The 20,089-nt window shown below is 36.5% G+C and carries 19 protein-coding genes, 1 tRNA gene and 1 rRNA gene; 10 read left to right on the plus strand and 11 right to left on the minus strand.

What is annotated here, in order from left to right:
* Nucleotides 1–367, minus strand: a 16S ribosomal RNA gene (locus NC799_RS09650); the annotation flags it as partial.
* Between the two features lie 678 nt (nt 368–1,045).
* On the opposite strand from NC799_RS09650, the gene NC799_RS09655 reads away from it, so the two are divergent.
* Nucleotides 1,046–2,107 (plus strand): DUF3231 family protein, encoded by a 1,062-nt coding sequence (locus tag NC799_RS09655; RefSeq protein ID WP_272446245.1) that lies wholly within the window; start codon nt 1,046–1,048, stop codon nt 2,105–2,107.
* A 24-nt stretch (nt 2,108–2,131) separates the two neighbouring features.
* Entirely contained in the window at nt 2,132–2,596 is a 465-nt protein-coding gene (locus tag NC799_RS09660; RefSeq protein WP_272446246.1) for a hypothetical protein, read from the plus strand.
* Between the two features lie 846 nt (nt 2,597–3,442).
* On the opposite strand, the gene NC799_RS09665 is transcribed toward NC799_RS09660, so the two are convergent.
* Nucleotides 3,443–3,515, minus strand: a tRNA-Val gene (locus NC799_RS09665).
* 522 nt (nt 3,516–4,037) lie between these two features.
* Between NC799_RS09665 and NC799_RS09670 the strand changes: the two genes are divergently transcribed.
* From NC799_RS09670 to NC799_RS09690, 5 genes are all read left to right on the plus strand, one after another.
* Nucleotides 4,038–4,628, plus strand: a complete 591-nt coding sequence (locus tag NC799_RS09670; RefSeq protein WP_272446247.1) for a cell wall hydrolase — start codon at nt 4,038–4,040, stop codon at nt 4,626–4,628.
* 321 nt (nt 4,629–4,949) lie between these two features.
* Entirely contained in the window at nt 4,950–5,678 is a 729-nt protein-coding gene (locus NC799_RS09675) for an alpha/beta hydrolase (protein ID WP_272446248.1), read from the plus strand.
* A 102-nt stretch (nt 5,679–5,780) separates the two neighbouring features.
* Entirely contained in the window at nt 5,781–6,293 is a 513-nt protein-coding gene (locus NC799_RS09680) for a YjcG family protein (protein ID WP_272446249.1), read from the plus strand.
* A gap of 9 nt (nt 6,294–6,302) precedes the next feature.
* Nucleotides 6,303–6,725 carry a GNAT family N-acetyltransferase gene (locus NC799_RS09685; RefSeq protein WP_272446250.1) on the plus strand — a complete coding sequence of 141 codons (423 nt, stop codon included), beginning with the start codon at nt 6,303–6,305 and terminating at the stop codon, nt 6,723–6,725.
* Between the two features lie 390 nt (nt 6,726–7,115).
* On the plus strand, nt 7,116–7,793 hold the full coding sequence (locus NC799_RS09690; protein WP_272446251.1) for a DUF421 domain-containing protein: 678 nt from the start codon (nt 7,116–7,118) through the stop codon (nt 7,791–7,793).
* A gap of 29 nt (nt 7,794–7,822) precedes the next feature.
* Here NC799_RS09690 and NC799_RS09695 read toward each other — a convergent pair whose 3' ends face one another.
* On the minus strand, nt 7,823–8,092 hold the full coding sequence (locus tag NC799_RS09695) for a hypothetical protein (RefSeq protein WP_272446252.1): 270 nt from the start codon (nt 8,090–8,092) through the stop codon (nt 7,823–7,825).
* Between the two features lie 149 nt (nt 8,093–8,241).
* Nucleotides 8,242–8,460, minus strand: coding sequence for a hypothetical protein (locus tag NC799_RS09700; protein ID WP_272446253.1), 219 nt, complete (start codon nt 8,458–8,460; stop codon nt 8,242–8,244).
* Between the two features lie 210 nt (nt 8,461–8,670).
* Between NC799_RS09700 and NC799_RS09705 the strand changes: the two genes are divergently transcribed.
* Entirely contained in the window at nt 8,671–9,135 is a 465-nt protein-coding gene (locus NC799_RS09705) for a CotY/CotZ family spore coat protein (protein WP_272446254.1), read from the plus strand.
* A 183-nt stretch (nt 9,136–9,318) separates the two neighbouring features.
* Here NC799_RS09705 and NC799_RS09710 read toward each other — a convergent pair whose 3' ends face one another.
* The 4 genes from NC799_RS09710 to mgtE all read right to left on the minus strand — a co-directional run bounded on the left by NC799_RS09710 (nt 9,319) and on the right by mgtE (nt 15,158).
* The gene (locus NC799_RS09710) at nt 9,319–9,939 is read right to left on the minus strand and encodes a CotO family spore coat protein (RefSeq protein ID WP_272446255.1); all 621 of its coding nucleotides are present in this window, start codon (nt 9,937–9,939) and stop codon (nt 9,319–9,321) included.
* A gap of 812 nt (nt 9,940–10,751) precedes the next feature.
* Nucleotides 10,752–11,531, minus strand: a complete 780-nt coding sequence (fabI, locus tag NC799_RS09715; protein WP_272446256.1) for an enoyl-ACP reductase FabI — start codon at nt 11,529–11,531, stop codon at nt 10,752–10,754.
* 397 nt (nt 11,532–11,928) lie between these two features.
* The gene (locus tag NC799_RS09720; RefSeq protein WP_272446257.1) at nt 11,929–13,776 is read right to left on the minus strand and encodes a monovalent cation:proton antiporter family protein; all 1,848 of its coding nucleotides are present in this window, start codon (nt 13,774–13,776) and stop codon (nt 11,929–11,931) included.
* A gap of 14 nt (nt 13,777–13,790) precedes the next feature.
* Nucleotides 13,791–15,158, minus strand: a complete 1,368-nt coding sequence (gene mgtE, locus NC799_RS09725; RefSeq protein ID WP_272446258.1) for a magnesium transporter — start codon at nt 15,156–15,158, stop codon at nt 13,791–13,793.
* Between the two features lie 263 nt (nt 15,159–15,421).
* Here mgtE and NC799_RS09730 point away from each other — a divergent pair, with 263 nt between their 5' ends.
* Together NC799_RS09730 and prpE are read left to right on the plus strand one after the other, a co-directional pair.
* On the plus strand, nt 15,422–16,597 hold the full coding sequence (locus NC799_RS09730) for an FtsW/RodA/SpoVE family cell cycle protein (protein WP_272446259.1): 1,176 nt from the start codon (nt 15,422–15,424) through the stop codon (nt 16,595–16,597).
* Nucleotides 16,598–16,674: 77 nt separating this feature from the next.
* Nucleotides 16,675–17,421: a bis(5'-nucleosyl)-tetraphosphatase PrpE gene (gene prpE / locus NC799_RS09735; protein ID WP_272446260.1), complete on the plus strand. Its 747-nt coding sequence runs from the start codon at nt 16,675–16,677 to the stop codon at nt 17,419–17,421.
* A gap of 14 nt (nt 17,422–17,435) precedes the next feature.
* Here the strand turns inward: prpE and NC799_RS09740 are convergent, their stop codons facing one another.
* The 3 genes from NC799_RS09740 to yjbM all read right to left on the minus strand — a co-directional run bounded on the left by NC799_RS09740 (nt 17,436) and on the right by yjbM (nt 19,925).
* Nucleotides 17,436–18,314 (minus strand): RluA family pseudouridine synthase, encoded by an 879-nt coding sequence (locus NC799_RS09740; protein ID WP_272446261.1) that lies wholly within the window; start codon nt 18,312–18,314, stop codon nt 17,436–17,438.
* A gap of 147 nt (nt 18,315–18,461) precedes the next feature.
* Complete coding sequence (locus NC799_RS09745; RefSeq protein WP_272446262.1) at nt 18,462–19,277, minus strand: NAD kinase; 816 nt, start codon at nt 19,275–19,277, stop codon at nt 18,462–18,464.
* Between the two features lie 27 nt (nt 19,278–19,304).
* A complete protein-coding gene (gene yjbM, locus NC799_RS09750) occupies nt 19,305–19,925 on the minus strand; it encodes a GTP diphosphokinase (RefSeq protein WP_272446263.1) in 621 nt (206 codons plus the stop codon).
* Between the last annotated feature and the right edge of the window lie 164 nt (nt 19,926–20,089).

Raw genomic sequence — 20,089 nt, forward strand, 5'->3', positions numbered from 1 at the left:
AGGAGTCTGGGCCGTGTCTCAGTCCCAGTGTGGCCGATCACCCTCTCAGGTCGGCTACGCATCGTTGCCTTGGTGAGCCGTTACCTCACCAACTAGCTAATGCGCCGCGGGCCCATCTGTAAGTGATAGCTTCGAAAAGCCATCTTTCAACTCACATTCATGAGAATATAAGTGTTATCCGGTATTAGCCCCGGTTTCCCGGAGTTATCCCAGTCTTACAGGCAGGTTGCCCACGTGTTACTCACCCGTCCGCCGCTCGGTCCACTAGTGTCACCCCGAAGGGATCAACTAGTTTCACGCGCTCGACTTGCATGTATTAGGCACGCCGCCAGCGTTCGTCCTGAGCCAAGATCAAACTCTCCAATAAATGAATGAGTTGATTTACTCATAAACTTGACTAGCAATTGTATTTCTAATCTAGCTTTGACTCTTAATAGCTAACACTATTAGTCGCCAATGCTTTCTCTTAAACATACTGGTTGTTTTGTTCAGTTTTCAAAGATCAATTGTGTTTATTCTTATCGATTCATCTCTCAGCGGCATAATCCATCATATCACATTTATTCGTAGAAGTCAATTAATTTTGTGTTGTTTTTTCAACACTCCAAAAAGCGACCTAACAAATATAACATTTGATTCATATTCAGTCAATAAATTTCATTAATAATAACATTGACTCTTCCCCATAATCTTTGCCCCAAAGGCAACTGAGATAATATATCATAATTCATTAATAGTCGTCAATACTTTCTTAAAAAGTGCATATCGATTAATTGATGGTGTGGAATCGATCTTTAGCCACTTCGATAATTCGCAGAAGTTAAATTACTCGATTGTGAACTGTTGCAAAGCTTGATGGCTCTTGTTATTCTTTGTTAATTTTTTTGTCTACCTAACTCCACATTGTTTAACAAGTTCTATTGATTTAGATTGTCTCTCTTTGACAGGGCCAATTCGAATCCCGCAATTTCTGTTTCTGTTAACATTGTTATAAAATTAGCTGTTTTAGAGATACTAATTTCCATGGACGTTAGGAGGTTATTTCATGGAAACAAAAAATAAACTATCTCAAGAGGACGAGCACGTTATTAATGAAATGAAGGCACATCAACAAAATAAAAAGTTAACAGCATCTGAGTTAGGCGACTTGTTTGCAAATTATCTTGGAGATTCTTTAATTATGTGCATATATAAGCATCATCTTCAAGTTGTAGAGGATGATGAAGTAAGGGACTTTATTCAATTGTCATTAGATACCTCAAAAAAACACTTAGCTATGATTCAAGAAATATACACGAAAGAAAATATACCTGTTCCAGTTGGGTTTGGAGAACAAGATGTAAGAAAAGATGCCCCGAGACTATTTAGTGATATGTTTATGATTTTTTACACTACTGAAATGGCTAGAGCAGGTTTACAAACATACGGAAGTGCTTTTTCAAGTTCAGCAAGACATGATGTTATCGACTATTTTGACATGTGTATACAAGATTCCATCAAAATCTACAAAAAAGGATTATACTTAATGCTATCCAAAGGAATGGATTTTGTACCGCCTACAATACCTTATCCAAAGCAAGTTGATTATGTCGAGGATCAATCCTTCATTTCTTTTATAGCTGGTAAAAAGAGACCTCTAACTGGATTAGAAATAAAACACCTACAAATTAACATCAATACTAATACTTTAGGAAAAGCACTTATGCTTGCATTTGGTCAGGTTGCTTCCTCTGAGAAATTGAGAGATAATTTTAAAGAGGGTGCAGAATTAGCAGATAAACAAATCAAACAATTGGGTGACATTCTGATAAGCGAGAATCTTCCATCCCCTAAATTATTGGACGCACATGTAACTGATTCAACAATTCCACCATTCACAGATAAGCTGATGATGTATCATACATCACTTTCTAATGCTATTGGTATTCAAAATTATGGGCTAGCGGTTTCTAAAATAATGCGACATGATATTCATGCGCAGTTTGCTACTCTAACAGGAGAGATTTCAAAATATGGTAATAAAGGAATGAATATATTGATAAATGAAGGTTGGTTAGAGGAACCTCCCACCGCTGCTGACCGAGAAAGTCTTTCTAAGAAAAAATAAAGCCAAGGGACAACTGGTGCTTGTATGAATTTGCCAAAAAAGCACGAGGCTTTGCTATGGAGTATAGCATTTCCTGGATTCGGTCAATTCCTAAATGGGAGAATAATCAAGGGAATCGTACTAATCGTTTTAGAGTTCCTTGTAAATACAAGAAGCAACTTTAACTCAGCGATCATCAGTTCATTTAACGGAGAAATAAGAAAAGCAGTTGAAGTTACTAATTATCAGTGGTTAATGTTTTATCCATGTCTATACATGTTTGCCCTTTGGGACGCTTATCGCGATGCAGATGGAAAAAAAACACCTTTTTCCTATCTACCTTTTGTTTTTGGAGGCTTTTTTGTAACAGTTGGTCTCATTTATTCACAAAGAATAAAGCCATTCGGACTACTATTCGGTCCGGTTTTTTTACCGATGATTTTTTTAATTCCTGGTTTATTTATAGGTTTTATCATTTATAAGTTTGCACTAAAAACGAACCAAAAATGACCTCTATTTAGTTTGTGAAAGGATCAGGCAATTAATCTGATCTTTTTTACTTTGAACCATAATAATGTCGGCAGCGGTAGTCATTTATGGTTACATTATTCTTCAACCTAAAAAGGCACCCTTTATCAGAGTGATAGAATGTTTATACCTTCTAATTTCTAACTAAGTCGACTCGGTTCGGGAAGATATCAACCGAAGGCGGGATTTCACATCATGAAAATAAATACTTCAGATCAAGAGTATTATCAATATAGTTATGATTAAAATTTAACCTAATATCAACAATTCTATTCATTGTTCTTACACAATTCCTTATATCATCTTCATCCACCCACGCTTGTTTGGATGATTATTCTCTAATACCCAATCCTCCATTAATCTATCGATGGCATGAGTTTCTATAAGAATTTCAGGTGTTTTTTTAAGTATTCTACGAAATTCCGTATGCGCTTCTTTTAATCTACTTCTATTAACCTTTAATGGAATAACCATTTTCATATTATTACCAGAGGCTCTATTTAAAAATGGCTCGATCAGACATTAATTTAACTTTGGCTTTAGTCATCTGAATCTCAAGTGGTGTAAAATCAATAATCTGTTCAGAGTCTGAATCCCATAAATATTTAGTTCCCTCAGATGAAAAAAAATCAATCATTTTGTGATCCTCACTACATTAAGTATTAAAACAAATTTACTTTAATAACCATTTCAATTGCAATATACCTCTTCGATAATCGCATTATTTATTTACCACCGTAACCAATAGGTGACCAAAGTGGTGTTTTATTATGACCAGTGTGTGAAGATAAAATAAAAGAACCCTTATATTTCAAGGGTTCTCAGGTATGATTCCGACTGGGCTCGAACCAGCGACCTCTACCCTGTCAAGGTAGCGCTCTCCCAGCTGAGCTACGGAATCGTGGAAGATAAGTTAGTTTCGATAAATAATAATATAATAGATTGCTACCAGTTTTGTCAATCTATTTTTGTTATTTCCTTATTATATATTATTCCTTTATCTATTTCTCAGCACCTCCTTCCTATTTTAATACCTATTATTTGCTAAATGGTCTCTACTTCCACATCCGCCACTCTGTTTGATTTCTTACGTGATTGATCGATAAATAGACTCCGATTGCACAATCGTCTTCCCTTCTCTTACAATATTGTACTCATCGATTCGACTCCCACAAATAAAGGATATGACCCAAACCTATTGTTACAAGAGTATAACAACAGACATAAATGATCCTAAATTTTCCAATTGAACACATTTATTGTTTATGGAAATGATTAACTATGCTTCATTTCTCCCAATAGTATCAAGACCCAAAACACCCTATTTATTTCTAGGAAGAATTTGGGTAATGAATAACTATGTTACAACTGGTAGCCTTGATTGTAGGAAAACAAGAACTAGTTTACTAGGAGGTTTACAACTATGAAAAAATTTAAAAATATACTTTTGGCGACAACTTTAACGATTTCTGCATTTTTGGTTCCAACTAATATAAGTGCTGCTTCTTCCTATACTGTACAAAACGGGGATTCTCTATGGAAAATATCAAATACATTTGGCATACCAATTACTAGTATAAAAGAGTCAAACAATCAATCTGGTAATATGATCTATATTGGTCAACGGTTAACGATTCCTACTACTGTATCTACGTCAGACAAGCAATTGTTAGCACAGCTTGTGGAAGCAGAAGCCAAAGGAGAACCGTACGCTGGGAAAGTTGCTGTTGCGACGGTTGTTCTAAATCGTGTCGATCATTCGGAATTTCCTAATACAGTTAAAGGAGTTATCTATCAAAAAGTTAGTGGGTATTATGCATTTACACCTGTCCAAAATGGGGCAATTAACAATACACCAACTGCATCATCTATACGTGCCGTAAATGAGGCTCTTGCATTCAGGGGACAAGGACAGGGTTCTATTTATTTTTACAACCCAAAGACTTCAACAAGTGATTGGATTAACTCAAGACAAACAACTGTAACAATTGGTAATCACCGTTTTGCTAAATAAAATTTGAAAGTAAAAATTTTGACGACTTCCTGACAGACCAAAAATATTGGTCTGTCTTTTTTTGCAAGATAAGAAAGAAAAAGATCAAAGCGTGGATACCATCCAGCAACAGCCACGTTCAGTTTCAGCGCATTTGTTCTTCGTCCCAAAATTAGAAGTGCCACACATTTTTTGTCCCGAGTAATTTATATTTTCATACAGAGATTAAGTTTAACTACGATCAAATTGGTGAAAAGGATAGTAACGTTAACCCGAATGAAACGTTGACATCTTAAAAATATGATAAACTAGTTTAAAATGGAAAATTCAAGAGGTGTGACAATGGGTAGAAAGGGTAAAATGATAGATAAACAAATAGAAAGTTCTTATTTGAATGAAATAATTACGGTGAAGTGGTACTTACCAGAGGCTTTTACACCATTAAACAACTATTATATCTGCATTATGCAAGACGGTGATGATTACTTCCAACTTGGTAGAATTGCAACCCTAAGTGATCAACTGCATGAAGATGGGGACATTGATAATACAGTATTCGTTGGTATCCATTATCAAGACCGGTATGACAGACAAGCAAAATATCATCCGAACGGGGATAAAAACCAGGCTTACATTAACTTTTTAATTCATGAGGTTGTCCCAATGCTTGATGAAGAAATCCCTGGTGTATGTGTAGGAAGTTCAAGAGCACTCATGGGTGATTCACTCGCAGGCACATTAGCCTTAATGGTTGCAAGTAAGTATCCAAATACGTTTGGAAAAGTCATCATGCAGTCACCTTTTGTAAACGATGCTGTATTAAATTCAATAAATGAAGCTTCTGATTTGGATAAAATTGATATATACCATACGATTGGTAAAGACGAAACGGAAGTTAAAACAACAGATGGGAAAACTAGTGATTTTCTTACGCCTAATCGTGAATTAAATGAGCTGTTATCCAATCAAAAAATTAACTATTCGTATCATGAGCTAGACGGTAATCATACGTGGAAATCTTGGCAACCCGATTTACCACACGCGCTATGTACGATGTTTGGTTGGGAATAATTCATTTTTCTCTTCTAACGAAATTTCGTGTAATTTTTGGTATAATGTTTACAGACATTAGGAAGTACTTTGATTGAAATAATGAATAGGAGGATTGACCGAATGAAATATGGTGTTGCAATTTTCCCGTCTAAGGAAATTCAAGACGAAGCTAATTCTTATCGGATGCGTTATGATCCACACTATGCATTAATTCCACCACACCTAACAGTTAAAGAACCATTCGAAGCAGATGATGATGAATTAAAAACAATCGTGGAGGAATTAAAAAAAGTTGCAAACGAAACGAAGGCCTTTCCATTACGGGTTCTTAAAGTTAGTTCCTTTTTCCCTGTCACGAACACGATATATTTAAAAGTAGACCCAGTCAATGAACTGCTTGCACTAAATGAACGGTTACATCACGGCGCATTACCAAAGAAACAAACATTTGCATTTGTACCACATATAACAATAGCCCAGGAATTGTCTGATGATGAGTTCTCTGATGTGTTTGGAAGTTTAAAATTACAGGAGTTTAATATGGAGAGCACAGTAGACCGTTTTCAATTGATGTATCAGCTTGAAAATGGAGCATGGACAGTTTATGATACATTCACATTCAACAAGGAGTAATTACTATTCATGGAAACCTACATCGTCGAAACAGAAAAACAACTAAAAGATGCTTATCAAGTCCGTAACACTGTATTTGTAAAAGAACAAAAGGTTCCACCCGAACTTGAAATAGACGACTTGGAAAAGGAAGCGATCCATTTTGTTGGTTATCATAAAGAGAAACCTATTGCAGCAGGCCGATTAAGAATCGTTGATAACTATGGCAAATTGGAGCGCGTTTGCGTATTAAAAGAATTCCGAGGCCAGTCATTCGGAAAAACGATGATACGTAATATGGAACAAACCATTGTAGACAACGGGAAAAACAAAGCAAAGTTGAATGCACAAACCCATGCAGAATCCTTCTATCAATCCCTTGGATACGATACGGTTTCTGACGAGTTTATCGATGCTGGAATCCCACACGTCACAATGGTGAAAGAGTTATAAGATTTGCCTACTCCAGTAAATAGGGGTAGGCTTTTTCATTTGTAGAGGTTGTTCAAAAAATCATCAAATAGGAAAAAGGAAACTGCTTTTTCCCCGATAAGCTACGCATCTCTTCGTTGGCTTGCTTCTAATTCGTCGACTTTTTGAACACGCACTTGTAAGCAATACGCTCAAATATTCCGTTGAATTTGTGGAGGATAATTTGATTGATTAGCTCCCTACCCAATCGATTCAGAAAAAGCAATATAGTCGAACCTAACCGAAACAGATGACTGATTTCAGCTACAATACAAGAACGAGTTTTTTAAAGAAGATAATTCCCTAGTATAAAAACCTTTAATACGGATAACATGGCTAAAGATATAACAACAATATGAGGACGGGATTACCATGGAAAATGCAGTTCCTATACTAGTGGAAACCTTATTCGGGTTCATTGCATTATTTGCGATAACGAAAATTTTAGGAAAGACACAAATTAGTCAATTAACACCGTTTGATTTTATATCCGGAATAATCTTCGGGGAAATAGTTGGTGGAACAATTTACGATGGCAAAGCAGGTGTCGCGCAAATGGCTTATGCAGTCTTTCTTTGGGGACTACTTCTTTATATAACAGAATGGATGACCCAAAGATTCAAACGAACAAGAACACTTTTAGAAGGAAAACCGGCAATAGTTATCCACAAAGGATATCTCCAACGAGAAGCGATGAAGAAAAATAAGTTAGACCTTAACCAACTCCTTCATCTGTTGCGGTCAAAAGGAGCATTTTCCGTACGTGAAGTGGATTATGCAGTTCTCGAATCAGACGGAACGATTTCCATATTGAAAAAAACGCTTAACCAATCGCCAACAAGACAAGATTTAAACTTAATGGCTCAAAGAATTTCCCTTCCAGTAACTTTAATTGACGACGGAGAAATTATTGAGGATAACTTAAAAGAAATCAAACAGGACCGACAATGGTTAGAAAATGAACTGAAAAAACAAAAAGTAAACGGCATACGTGATGTCTTTTACGCAGAATATAAAGAAGGAGAGGCCTTGTTTGTTCAAACATTCTAGTCCTCTTCCTTTTTTTGCAGTTGAAATAATTAAATATAACGGTCATAATACCTTCCTTTTTCCGGATGCTCCCCCAACTCATTCATTGTCATGACTTCAGATGAATCATCTCTACTATCTTTAATTGCACGTTTATCCGTTTTGATTTGTTGATACACTCTGTTATCTTCATTCGGATAGGACATCGTTAATTGGCTTGGATGAATTCGGTTAATCTGGTATGGATTATACTTTGGTTGATACGAACGATTATGGTAGTCATTATATTGGAAGTTGAAGATAGGCAATATATACCCCAATTGAACCTCTCCCTCACATGTAGCTTAGTTATGTATACCACAAAATCACCAAACTATTCCTTTATTTATAAGGTTAGGCACTCCTATTAGTGTTATAAAGTTATAAAGTAAAAAGGTAGCTTTAAAGCTACCTTTTTACTCTTCCACAATTAATGTTGCTCGTTCGAACTTTCATCTGAACTCTCTTCTAAGACCTCATCCTTATGTTCCAATTCTTCTCTTCTCACTGGTCCAGTTGGTCCAAATGGGTGATGACGTGGTGGTCTTGGTGGACGTGGTGGTCGAGGTGGATGCGGTGGTTCGATTCGCACATTATCTGCTTTTATTACTAGATCTTTCACATAAATGACTTTTTTCTTTTCAGACATCCTTTGGTCACTCCTTTTTCTAAACTTAAGTCGCTAATATAGTATGTAAGAATTTTATCATGGTCATAGACATTCGCCCGTTTCTTTGATTTTCTTGTGATATTTTGCTTAATTCTAATAAGAATGTTGTTCGCCCACACACAGAGTGTGCTTTTACATACTCTAGTTAGTGACAAATAAGTCAACAATAATCGAAAGGGGAAAGATACGATGTCATGTGGAAAGAAATTTGATTCAGGAAACTGTGTAGCGGATATTCTTCGCGAGATTGCGGATGCGCAAACAGACATCTTTGAAGGCGATTGTGTCGTTAGCTGCGAAAAATCAATCCAAGATTTACTAGGTGAAACTTCTCCTATCGCAAACACGTTAGATACTGTACCAGTAATTCTTTATTGTGAAGGAACTTGCAGCCCGTTTAAAGGGTTTGGTATTGACGTAAATGATATTTCAAATCCGGTAGCAAGCTACTACTTCCGTGTTAAGTCTGTAGATGAAGATAATTGTGCAGTACTAGAATTACTACGTGATGAAGCAGACGCTGACCCAAATCCATGCTCACCAGTAGACCAAGATACAAGTGACTTAGAAGTAACTGGTATCTGTATGACTGTAGATCTAGACTGTTTCTGCCATGTAACTTGCTTGCCTGCAATCAGTGCATTCGACAGATAATCATCTCTAATAAAAAAGGTCTGCGTACGTTCGGCAGACCTTTTTTTACTTTGTTGTAAAAATGAAAATGTAAATCATATCCATTGTTAAGTAGTCGTATCATAAAAGTGTTCTATTTATTAGTAGCCCCCATTTTTTAGTAGAAAAGGGGGCATTGTCTTTATAGCCTAATGCCATTACAAATTAGAAGCTAATTAAACGAATATTAGTGATTTCATCGATAGAAAGTTTACGATTTCTAGGCCTCTTGATTGACGTAATATACACTTCATTATCCTTACAATCAGTAATAACACCACGAATTCGTTCATCTTTTGTTCTAACTTCACATTTCATTCTAGGCACTTGCGATGGCAAACCAACAAAGTAATCAACTTTTTCTTTAACTGTCATATCCGAAAATCGCTTACGTTCGGTTCGAGGTTTAATAAATGCATTGGTGGAAGATGATTCGAGATCTTCCACTGCATCATTGGTTAATTCCACTTCCCCGCTCGAGGATTCTATGCTTTCACTGGAGGATTCTATATTCTCACTGGATTCTTCAACTTCTTCCTGTAGCTCTTCGATGACTGTTTCAGCATCACCATATACGATTTCTTTTTCTGTCTTAACTGTTGGAGATGTTTTTGGTAGAAGTTTCTTTGTTCTCTCATCCCCTTTATCTGACAGTGGTTTTAATACTCTTTTATCTTTATTTGTGGGCGTCCGGTAGTCTGATTGCATTGAAGCTGATGGATTTTCTAATTTAGGTTGGGTTATATACATCATTGGTTTATTGGTGTATTTCCTTCGTTTTCTCACAACTGGATTCCTCCCTTTCCATGTTCCTATTCAACACAGTATATGTACGGATATTGGATTTGTGCCCAATAACAGGAAAGAAACTTTTACTAAGAAAAGCGTGAGCCATGCTTTGCCCACGTCGATGATTAGGTGCATCATTAACACTTTTTACTACCGAACTCAATTCTGTCGATGATTAGGTGCATCATCAACACTTTTTATTATTCCGAGCTTAATTCTGTCGATGATTAGGGGTATCATCAACACTTTTTACTATTCCGAACTTAATTCTGTCAATGATTAGGGGTATCATCAACACTTTTTACTATTCCGAGCTTAATTCTGTCGATGATTAGGGGTATCATCAACACTTTTTACTATTCCGAACTTAATTCTGTCAATGATTAGGGGTATCATCAACACTTTTTACTATTCCGAACTTAATTCTGTCGATGATTAGGGGTATCATCAACACTTTTTACTATTCCGAACTTAATTCTGTCGATGATTAGGGGTATCATCAACACTTTTTACTATTCCGAACTTAATTCTGTCGCTAACAAGGTCGTAGCAGAGATCAATTCCTGTTTCTACTACGCATTATCCATCTACATCTACTATGCAAATCAAAAGCAACAAACCGTACGAAAAAACAGCTATTGAACAAAAGCGCTGAATGTTATCCACGTAATTCGTTCATTGCAGACAAAAAAAAAAAAAGCCTAGCTATTGTTTCTTATCTTTCAAATTAAAAAGCATTGAATCACTAAGGATTCAATGCTTTCTTTCGGAATTATTTTATAATGTTTTATTGGAGCCGTATAACGACATTAGGACAATCCTAAAATATTATAGCCTGAATCAACGTGAATAACTTCACCTGTCACCCCACGAGATAAATCGCTTAATAAATAGTAAGCAGTGTCACCAACTTCTTCTTGGGTAACCGTTCGACGTAGTGGTGCCTTTTCTTCGATTTGCTTTAAGACCGTGTTAAAGTCGCCAATCCCTTTTGCTGAAAGCGTACGGATTGGTCCAGCTGAAATTGCATTGACACGAATAGCATGTTTTCCTAAATCATTAGCTAAATATTTCATACTAGCGTCTAAACTTGCTTTGGCAACACCCATGACATTATAATTCTGGACAACACGTTCCCCACCTAGATAAGTCAAGGTAACAATTCCGCCACCTTCCGTCATTAATGGTTGTGCTGCTCTTGCCACCGAGACAAGTGAAAATGCACTAATGTTATGGGCAAGTAGGAAGCCGTCTCGACTTGTATCCTTAAACTCACCCTGTAGGTCTTCTCGTTGCGCAAAGGCGATACAGTGTGCTAAACCGTGAATGGTTCCAACATCTTGTTTGATTTGATTAAATGTAGCTTGTACAGCTTCATCACTAGTAACGTCACACTCATAAAATAATGATTCTTGTCCATCAAGCGTAGCTACTAAATCTTTCACAGGCTTCTCAAATCGTTCCGAAGCATACGTAAAGATTAATCGTGCACCAGCTTCGTGTAAGGACCTAGCTATCCCCCACGCAATACTTCGCTTATTCGCAACACCCATAATCACGTATGTACGTCCTTCTAATGAAAAATTCATAATATCCTGGTTAATCTATCTTTTGGTAGGATTAAATTAACCAGATTCACCTCCTTGTTTTAGGTAAAACCACATTGTATAACTCCCCATAAGAAAAGCGCAAGTCGCGCCTTGCTAGACTAAGGCAGGCATAAGACAAGACCTGACGTGGCGATCTTTGCCACAGAAGGGATTAACTTATGACCCCAGGCGGGCTAGGAAGCAAGTAGACAACTCTTTGATTTTTTATACTTTCTTATCTCGGATCAAAAGCGATCGTGTTGTTTTATTTTTCTTATACTTGTTATTAGTACCTGTTACTATTTTATCTGATAATGAATCGAAACTCAATCCTTTCCTGCTACACATCAAATTCAATCAAAAAATCCTGCCAATACAATAAAGGCAGGATTTTTTGTTAAGTATATTCTAATAACATTTCTAACTCTTCCACATATTCATGAGAACCAGTGACAATAAGTCGGTCTCCTACCCTTAGCTCTGTTTCCCCGTGAGGCACAATCGAGTCCTTTCCTCGGAAAATTCTAACCATAATGACATCACCAGTAAACGGAAATTCACGTAGCATCACCCCTTGATACACTGCATTATTCATATTAATTTCATAAAGGGCAGTTTCTTGATTCGTTAAAATATTTACGACACTTGGTGATTCGATTAGTGCTTTTAATAATGTCTTCGTTGACATTAAGACTGAAAACACATCAACACCAATTTCTCTCAATTCTTGGTCAATATGAGAGGACTCGGCTCGAGCAATTACTCTCTCCACTCCTTTTTGTTTTGCATAAGAGGCAATTTTTGCATTTTGTTTTTCATCTCCAGTTGAAACAACAACTAGATTAACATCAAAGACGCCTTTTTTATCCATTTGCTTCAAATCATAGTTTTCTAATTGAGTAATATCAAAAATAGACCGGGTAATCTTTTCATCAATTTTATCCACTTTTGTATGGTATAAATGCGACTCAAACGAACTAGAGTCTAATTCTCTAACTACTGGTAATGTAGCTTGATTTGAACCGATGAAGGAAATGGTTTGTTTATGGGACTCATCTTCAACGTGCACATAATATTTTTTAAAGAAAGGTGGCGCAATGATACACGTCAAAACAGCCGCTAAGATAAGTGCACCTTCCATTTTCGAATCAATTACTTCCATTCGTTCACCGATAGTTGCTGCTGCAATAACAAGCGATAAAGTGGAGGTAAGAATCATCCCGGAACTTATGACTGTTTCCCATTCATACCACTTAGATAAAATTGTAACAGGAACTATTTTTGAAAGGAAAAACGCAATCAACAACAATAGAATGAGAAGCAATACCTTCTGGTCACTAAATAGTGTCCAAATATCTAGTTCAACACCCACCATGACAAAAAAGATTGGGATCAAAAATCCATAGCCAAAGCTATCTAACTTTTGCACTAAATCTTGATTTGGAGACAACAATGACACTAATGCCCCGGCTAAGAAGGCACCAAGAATATTTTCAGCACCTACTGTTTCAGATAATGCAACAAAGAAAATAATGAGTGTAAACACAGCTCTTGTACCAATTTGGATGGTTCCTCTAGACATCGTCTCAATAAACGTCTGGTGACGATAATATTTACCAACAAAATAAAGTAATACCCCAACCCCAAACAACAGAAGCAGAAGCCACATATTACCTGACTCATCACCATAAACTGACACAAAAATAGCAAGTAAAATCATTGTAATCAAATCAGCAATGACAGCGATCAATAATATGGTTTGTCCTATTGTTGTTTTCGTTGCATTTGCTTCCTTTAGTGTTGGGACAACAACGCCTAACGAAATGGTTGAAATGATTAATGTCATTAGGAATACATTATCAACAAACCCAAAAATGACGAACAAATAGGATAAGAAGAGAGATAAAACCAAAATCCCTAGAAATACTAGGATAGCAATGATAACCGGATTAGGCACCTTCTCTTTAGACCTAGATTTTCTTAATCTTTTTTTAGCAAAAATGGAAAAATCTATTTCAAGTCCACTTAAAAACATAAGAAAGATAAACCCTAATGTAGATAAGGTTTCTAGCCAATTACTTTGATCAACTATATCGAAACCACTCCGGCCAATGATAAGCCCCATGATAATCTCTGCTACCACGATCGGAATCATCTTTAATTTCAATCGATGCATTAAAATAGGTGTAATGAACGCCGCTAGTATAACAATCACTAACGAACTAACAGAATCTCCGGTTTCCAATGCCGTATCCCCCTTTACTGGATAAGTAAATTCATGAATGCTGTTGCCATTCCAAAATAAATCAAAATCGAAATAATATCATTTATTGTTGTAATAAAAGGCCCTGAGGCAACAGCAGGGTCTATTTTCAAGCGATGCATGATGAGCGGAACAAGCGCACCAGCTACTGTTGCAACAATTAAGGTTGCCGTAACGGAAATACCTACTAATATACCTAAATAAAAGTTTCCTTTCCATAAATATACGACCATTGTAATCAAAATCCCACAACTAACGCCAATAATAAGTCCTGTCATTGCTTCACGTAAAATGATGGAAGATTTACCAACTTTATCCAATTCACCAGTAGCAATTGCTCGAACAGCAACAGCGAGCGCTTGCGTTCCAGTATTACCAGCCATCCCTGCGATAAGGGGAATAAAAATGGCTAGAACGGCAACTTGATCAAGGGTTGCTTCAAACCTTCCAATTATACTAGCTGTAAAGAGTCCGAGAAATAACAAAATCACTAACCACGGCAACCGTTTTTTCGCTGCAGTTACCGGACTCATATTAGAACCCTCAAAATCAGAGATACCTGCTAATTTAGAGTAGTCCTCACTCGCTTCCTCATCCATAACATCGATAATATCATCTACGGTTATAATACCTAACAAATGATTTTGAAAATCTACAACAGGAAGTGCCAAAAAATCATAATCTCTCATTTTTTGAGCAACCTCTTCCTGACCCTCACCAACCGGAACAGATACAACTCGCTCGCTCATCACATCTGCAACGAGAAAGTCCCCTTCTGCGATAATTAAATCACGTAGAGAGATAACCCCGACTAATCGTTTTTGCACATCAACAACATAAATGTAATAAATTGTCTCTGCTTCTGGGGCTTCCTTTCGCAAATGTCGCATAGCTTCTTTCACCGTTTGGTTCGTATGGATGACTACAAATTCTGTCGTCATAATGCTTCCAGCTGTTTTTTCTTCATAGTGAAGTAATTGTTTTATTTCATCTGCTGCATCTTCATCCATAATTGTTAAATAACTAGCAACCTTATTTTTATCTAAATCATTTAAAATATCAACGGCATCATCTGCTGACATTTCGGCTAACACTTGTGATGCAAACATTGGGTTCATTTCTGTTACAAATTCTTCCGCACGGTCACTGTCCACATGTTCCAACACATCAGCAAATTCCTCAGGTGATAAATAAGAATAAATAAGAACTCTGATACTATCCTGTTGTTCTTCAAAAATCTTTGCCTGGTCATAAGGGTGTAATTCCAAGAATTCAGTTCGAAATTGATCAATTTGTTCATCGACTAATGCTGATTCGATGTTATCCCAAATTCTTTTTCTTTCTTGTACATCTAATTGTTCCATCGCTTAGCCTCTCCTATCGCCAATTCCACTAATAAATGATAAGATATAAATTTAGGGAAGAAGTATCTTTACTTAAAAAAATAATAAAAGTAAGGTAAACTTATCCGTAACAATCTAACCTATTTTATCGGAAAGAAGTGTATCAAGCTAGTTAAAGCTTTCTATTTCTTTTACGAGCTATAAAGGGCCTTCTGGAAGTAAGATTATTTGAAGACCACTATGTTACGAACTCTGAAATCTATAAAGAAAGAAAGGTAAAACCTATGAGTTCTAAAAATCAAAATACAAATATAGATTACTCGTTAATTCTAATTATTATTTTACTCGGTATAGCGAGCTGTTTCGCAATCTACACCGTCCAGCCTTTCCTACCTTCTATTTACGACGGTCAAAATTTTGTGTTAAAACAATTAATTTGGTACATTATTGGTTCCATGCTTATCGCTGTTCTTCTGTTATTTGATTATGACCGGTTTAGACAAGTCGTCTGGTTTTTATATGGAATTGGAATAATAGCATTACTTATGCTTTTTTTCAATGTGCCAGCTTTTCTAATCAATGAAGCAAACGGAGCTAGAAGTTGGTTTATTGTCCCTGGGTTTGGTACTATACAGCCTGCGGAATTTATGAAAATTATCTTAATTATTACTTTAGCACATATTATGGTTAGTCATAATGAAAAATTCAAGGTCCATACAAATAAGACTGATATTTGGTTACTGTTAAAAATTGTTATGGTAGCACTTCCTCCAATGGGACTTATTGCCGTCCAACCAGACTTAGGTGGGTTTCTAGTTTTAAGTGCAATCGTCATGTCTATGATATTAGTTTCCGGTATCAGATGGAGAATTCTTTTCTCGATTGTGGGGATTCTTGGTGTTGTTACAACTATCTTTGTTATTATGTTTCTTATCGATCCTACTTTAACTAAGAATTTTTTAGATAAAGTTGGATTTGGACATGTCGAGAGTCGTTTTTACGGATGGCTCTATCCTGAGACCTATGGCGATTCTGGTTACCAATTGATCCGAGCAATGCTTGCGATTGGTTCAGGCCAATTAACAGGGAAAGGGCTAGGTGGTTTAGAAGTATATATTCCTGAACGGCATACAGATATGATTTTTTCTGCCATTGCAGAACAATTTGGTTTCGTTGGCGCAAGTTTTATTATTACATTGTTTTTTTTACTAATTTATCGTCTCATTCATATTGGCTTACAAAGCAATGATTTATTTGGTAGCTATCTTGTTACAGGCATGATTGGGATGTTTACCTTTCAAATATTTCAAAACATTGGCATGTCCATCCAACTACTTCCTATAACTGGACTTCCTCTCCCCTTTATTAGCTATGGTGGAAGTTCAACGTTAACGTATCTTATTGCGATTGGGATTGTACTTAACATCCATTACCGAACAAAAGAATATATGTTTGACTAGTTTCAAAAAGAGTGGAAAGGATAATAGGAGACTTCCACTCTTTTTTTATGTGTAATATTTTTTCGGGAGGAATAAATGTGAAGGTCGATATAATTGGTGATATTCATGGTTGCTTTGATGAACTGATATCCTTATTTGAAAAGTTAGGTTATCAATGGAAGGATGATGTTCCCATTCATCCAGATGGGAGGCTACCTGTATTTGTCGGAGATTTAACTGATCGAGGTCCTAACTCTATTGAAACGATTAACCTCGTCTATACGATGGTCATTGAAAAGAAAGTTGCTGATTACGTTCCAGGTAATCATTGCAATAAACTTTATCGGTATTTCTTAGGTAACAAAGTAAAAGAACAGCACGGTCTAGAAACAACTGTTCAGGAATTCAAAGCTTTAAATGGGAAAGACCAAAAAAGAATTAGGCACCACTTTATGACTTTATACGAGAATGCAGCATTATATTTAGTACTACCGGAAGTAAATGCTGTTATCGCTCATGCTGGTATTAGAGAAGATTATATTGGTCGAACCGACAAAAAAGTGAAGACATTTGTTCTATACGGGGATATTACTGGAGAAACTCACCCTGATGGACGACCAGTCCGCCGTGACTGGGCACAACACTATCAAGGAGAAAGATGGATTGTTTATGGGCACACTCCGGTTAAGGAACCGAGAATGGTAAACAAGACAATCAATATCGATACCGGATGTGTATTTGGGAATGCATTAAGTGCATTTTGTTTGCCAGAAGAAATAACTGTTTCTGTGCCTTCTAAACAACCATTTGTTCCTGAAAAATTCCATACACATGAAGAGAACTAACTTCTCCTAGCAGGTTAGTTCTCTTTTATTATCTTTCTCATATCGTCTGGTAAAGAAGAAGAAAGTTGGATGCGTTTTTTTGACATTGGATGGTTGAAAGCTAACGACTTACAGTGTAACGCTTGTCTTTTTATATAAGAAGTATCCCCACCGTACAAACTATCTCCAATTAAAGGATGACCGAGGTAAGAAAAGTGGACACGGATTTGATGGGTCCTACCTGTTTCTAGTCTAACATCAATCAACGAATAGTTTGTCGTTTCTTGTTTTACACGGTAATGTGTGATCGCATGCTGTCCACCTTCTTTAACTGTCCGTTGAATGATTGAACCTTCCATGCGATCAATCGGTGCATCAATTATTCCTTCCTTATCATCCAAGTGCCCTTGGATAATAGCTTCGTAACGCCGGTTAACACGACCATCTTTCTGGTCTTTGGACAGAACAGAATGGCTAAAGCGGTGTTTTGCAACGAGTAATAATCCTGTTGTATCCCGGTCTAGACGAGTGACTATATGAACCGTGTAAGTGAGCTTTAGTTCCTCGTAGTAACCAAGTATGGCGTTTGCGATTGTACCTGAATGATGCTGAAACGATGGTATTGTTGCCATTCCTGATGGTTTATCAATAACCAAGACATCTTCATCTTCATAGACTATGTTCAATGGAATTTTTTCAGGTTCCATATGTAATCCTCTCGTTTCCTGAGGTAACTCCACTTCTAAAACATCGTTTGTATGTAGCTGTTTCCGAACGGTACACGGTTCGCCATTTACAAGTAAACAACCACCTTGGAATTTGATAGCCTTTATAATTCTTCGGGAAAAACCTTTATTAAGTAAAAATTCTCGGACTAGTAGTCCCTCTGCTGTTTTGTCTATCGTAAATTTCACTGTCGTCTCCTTTCTAATAAATTAAGGCTGTTTTCTTATAGATTGTTGCTTTTGACGTGATACATAGATGGATAATGAGCAGTAACTATGATTGCATTTTCGCTCACAAATAAACTTAGCAAGTATTGCGGACATATATGTAGCTTATTAAAACTTACGCTGGTCTGAATCGGATATAAAGGAATCATGAACCCTTTTCCAAAAAGGAAACGACTTAAATCTTGCGAAGCGGATTTTTTCTTCTGCTACCCTACATTCAATTGCTTTTACATTTGTATAGCTCTTTGTTATATGATCAATGGTTATGAGAAAGCTTCTATCTGCGTAGATTGGCTTTAATTCGCAGATATGGTGTTTGGGCAAAATTAACGGGGAACCAATCGTGCGGAACACCCGGTTATTAATAGAAGCCATTTCTGTTATTTGAATAGATTCTAATGATGGGTGAATAATGCCACCACCTAACGCCTTATTATAGGCAGTGCTTCCTGAAGGGGTAGAGATACATAATCCATCCCCACGAAACCGCTCAAAGTGTTCCCCTTTTATACTTACATCTAACACAACAGAGCCTTCCGTTGTTTTAACAGAGCTTTCATTCAAGGCTAAAAAACGATCTACATTTCCCCCATCATTTGGATGGATGGTTATTTCTAACAATGGATATTCAATAATCTGAAAGGGATTTTTAGCAACCTCTATGACTAACTTTTCAACTTCATCAGGTACCCAATCTGCATAAAATCCTAAGTGTCCTGTATGAACTCCAACAAAAGCAGTGTGTTCTAGACGATGATTATATGTATGAAAAGCCTCTAAAAAAGTTCCATCACCACCAACTGAAATAACAATATCTGGTTCACTCTCATCAAGAACCAAATGAAAATCAGTTAAATAGTTCGTCATTCTTGTTTTGATCTCGTTTGATTTTTGGTCACCTCTTGAAGTAATTGCGAATTTCATCGTAGTTGGTTCCCCCTTTAGTTAGTGCTAGTGCTTATTTTTATTTTGATGAAAAATACGTTGGGCTTCTTGCACTTCATCTTTTATTTTTGACATTTCTTCATCTAGATTAAATGCTGCTTCTGCTGCGGCTTTTAATCTAGCTTTGATTTGGGTTGGTATTTGACCTTCGTATTTATAGTTTAACGAATGTTCGTTTATTGCCCAAAAATTCATCGCTAAAGTTCGAATTTGTATTTCTGCAATAACACGCTTCTCTCCTCTTATTGTTTCAACTGGGTATTTTATAACTAAGTGAAAGGAGCGATAACCACTTTCTTTTTTTTCTTGGATATAATCTTTTTCCTCAACAATTTCAAAATCATTTCTAGTTTTTAACATATCTACAATAGTATAAATATCATCAACAAATTGGCAGACCACACGTAAACCTGCAATGTCTTGTATTTCCGCTTCGATTTGATCAATCGAAATATTTTTCTGATACGCTTTTTCTAAAATGCTTGCTACAGGCTTAACTCTTCCTGTTACGAACTCAATTGGTGAATGCTTTGACTCATGTTCAAACTGTGCACGCATCCCTCTTAACTTAACCTTTAACTCTTCAACTACTTGAAGGTAAGGTGCTAAAAAAGCCTCCCAATTCACTTCGGAGCTCCCCCCTTAAATCATTAAGCTCAACTAATATCTATCATATTGTATCATAACAAAAGCGCAAGCGCCTTGCTAAGCCCTAAGGTAGCATAAGACAAGACCTCGAGAGGATAAGCGCTCGGAGCTAGATTTTTGCAATTTTGCTGATTTTTTTACAA

The organism is Aquibacillus salsiterrae (genome assembly GCF_028416595.1).
Taxonomy (GTDB): Bacteria; Bacillota; Bacilli; order Bacillales; family Amphibacillaceae; genus Aquibacillus_A; species Aquibacillus_A salsiterrae.

Excerpts from the sequence above, each read along its gene's own strand:
- NC799_RS09655 (WP_272446245.1), top strand. The coding sequence starts at position 1,046 with ATGGAAACAAAAAATAAACTATCTCAAGAGGACGAGCACGTTATTAAT.
- NC799_RS09660 (WP_272446246.1), top strand. The coding sequence starts at position 2,132 with ATGAATTTGCCAAAAAAGCACGAGGCTTTGCTATGGAGTATAGCATTT.
- NC799_RS09670 (WP_272446247.1), top strand. The coding sequence starts at position 4,038 with ATGAAAAAATTTAAAAATATACTTTTGGCGACAACTTTAACGATTTCT.
- NC799_RS09675 (WP_272446248.1), top strand. The coding sequence starts at position 4,950 with ATGGGTAGAAAGGGTAAAATGATAGATAAACAAATAGAAAGTTCTTAT.
- NC799_RS09680 (WP_272446249.1), top strand. The coding sequence starts at position 5,781 with ATGAAATATGGTGTTGCAATTTTCCCGTCTAAGGAAATTCAAGACGAA.
- NC799_RS09685 (WP_272446250.1), top strand. The coding sequence starts at position 6,303 with ATGGAAACCTACATCGTCGAAACAGAAAAACAACTAAAAGATGCTTAT.
- NC799_RS09690 (WP_272446251.1), top strand. The coding sequence starts at position 7,116 with ATGGAAAATGCAGTTCCTATACTAGTGGAAACCTTATTCGGGTTCATT.
- NC799_RS09700 (WP_272446253.1), bottom strand. The coding sequence starts at position 8,460 with ATGTCTGAAAAGAAAAAAGTCATTTATGTGAAAGATCTAGTAATAAAA.
- NC799_RS09705 (WP_272446254.1), top strand. The coding sequence starts at position 8,671 with ATGTCATGTGGAAAGAAATTTGATTCAGGAAACTGTGTAGCGGATATT.
- fabI (WP_272446256.1), bottom strand. The coding sequence starts at position 11,531 with ATGAATTTTTCATTAGAAGGACGTACATACGTGATTATGGGTGTTGCG.
- mgtE (WP_272446258.1), bottom strand. The coding sequence starts at position 15,158 with ATGGAACAATTAGATGTACAAGAAAGAAAAAGAATTTGGGATAACATC.
- NC799_RS09730 (WP_272446259.1), top strand. The coding sequence starts at position 15,422 with ATGAGTTCTAAAAATCAAAATACAAATATAGATTACTCGTTAATTCTA.
- NC799_RS09745 (WP_272446262.1), bottom strand. The coding sequence starts at position 19,277 with ATGAAATTCGCAATTACTTCAAGAGGTGACCAAAAATCAAACGAGATC.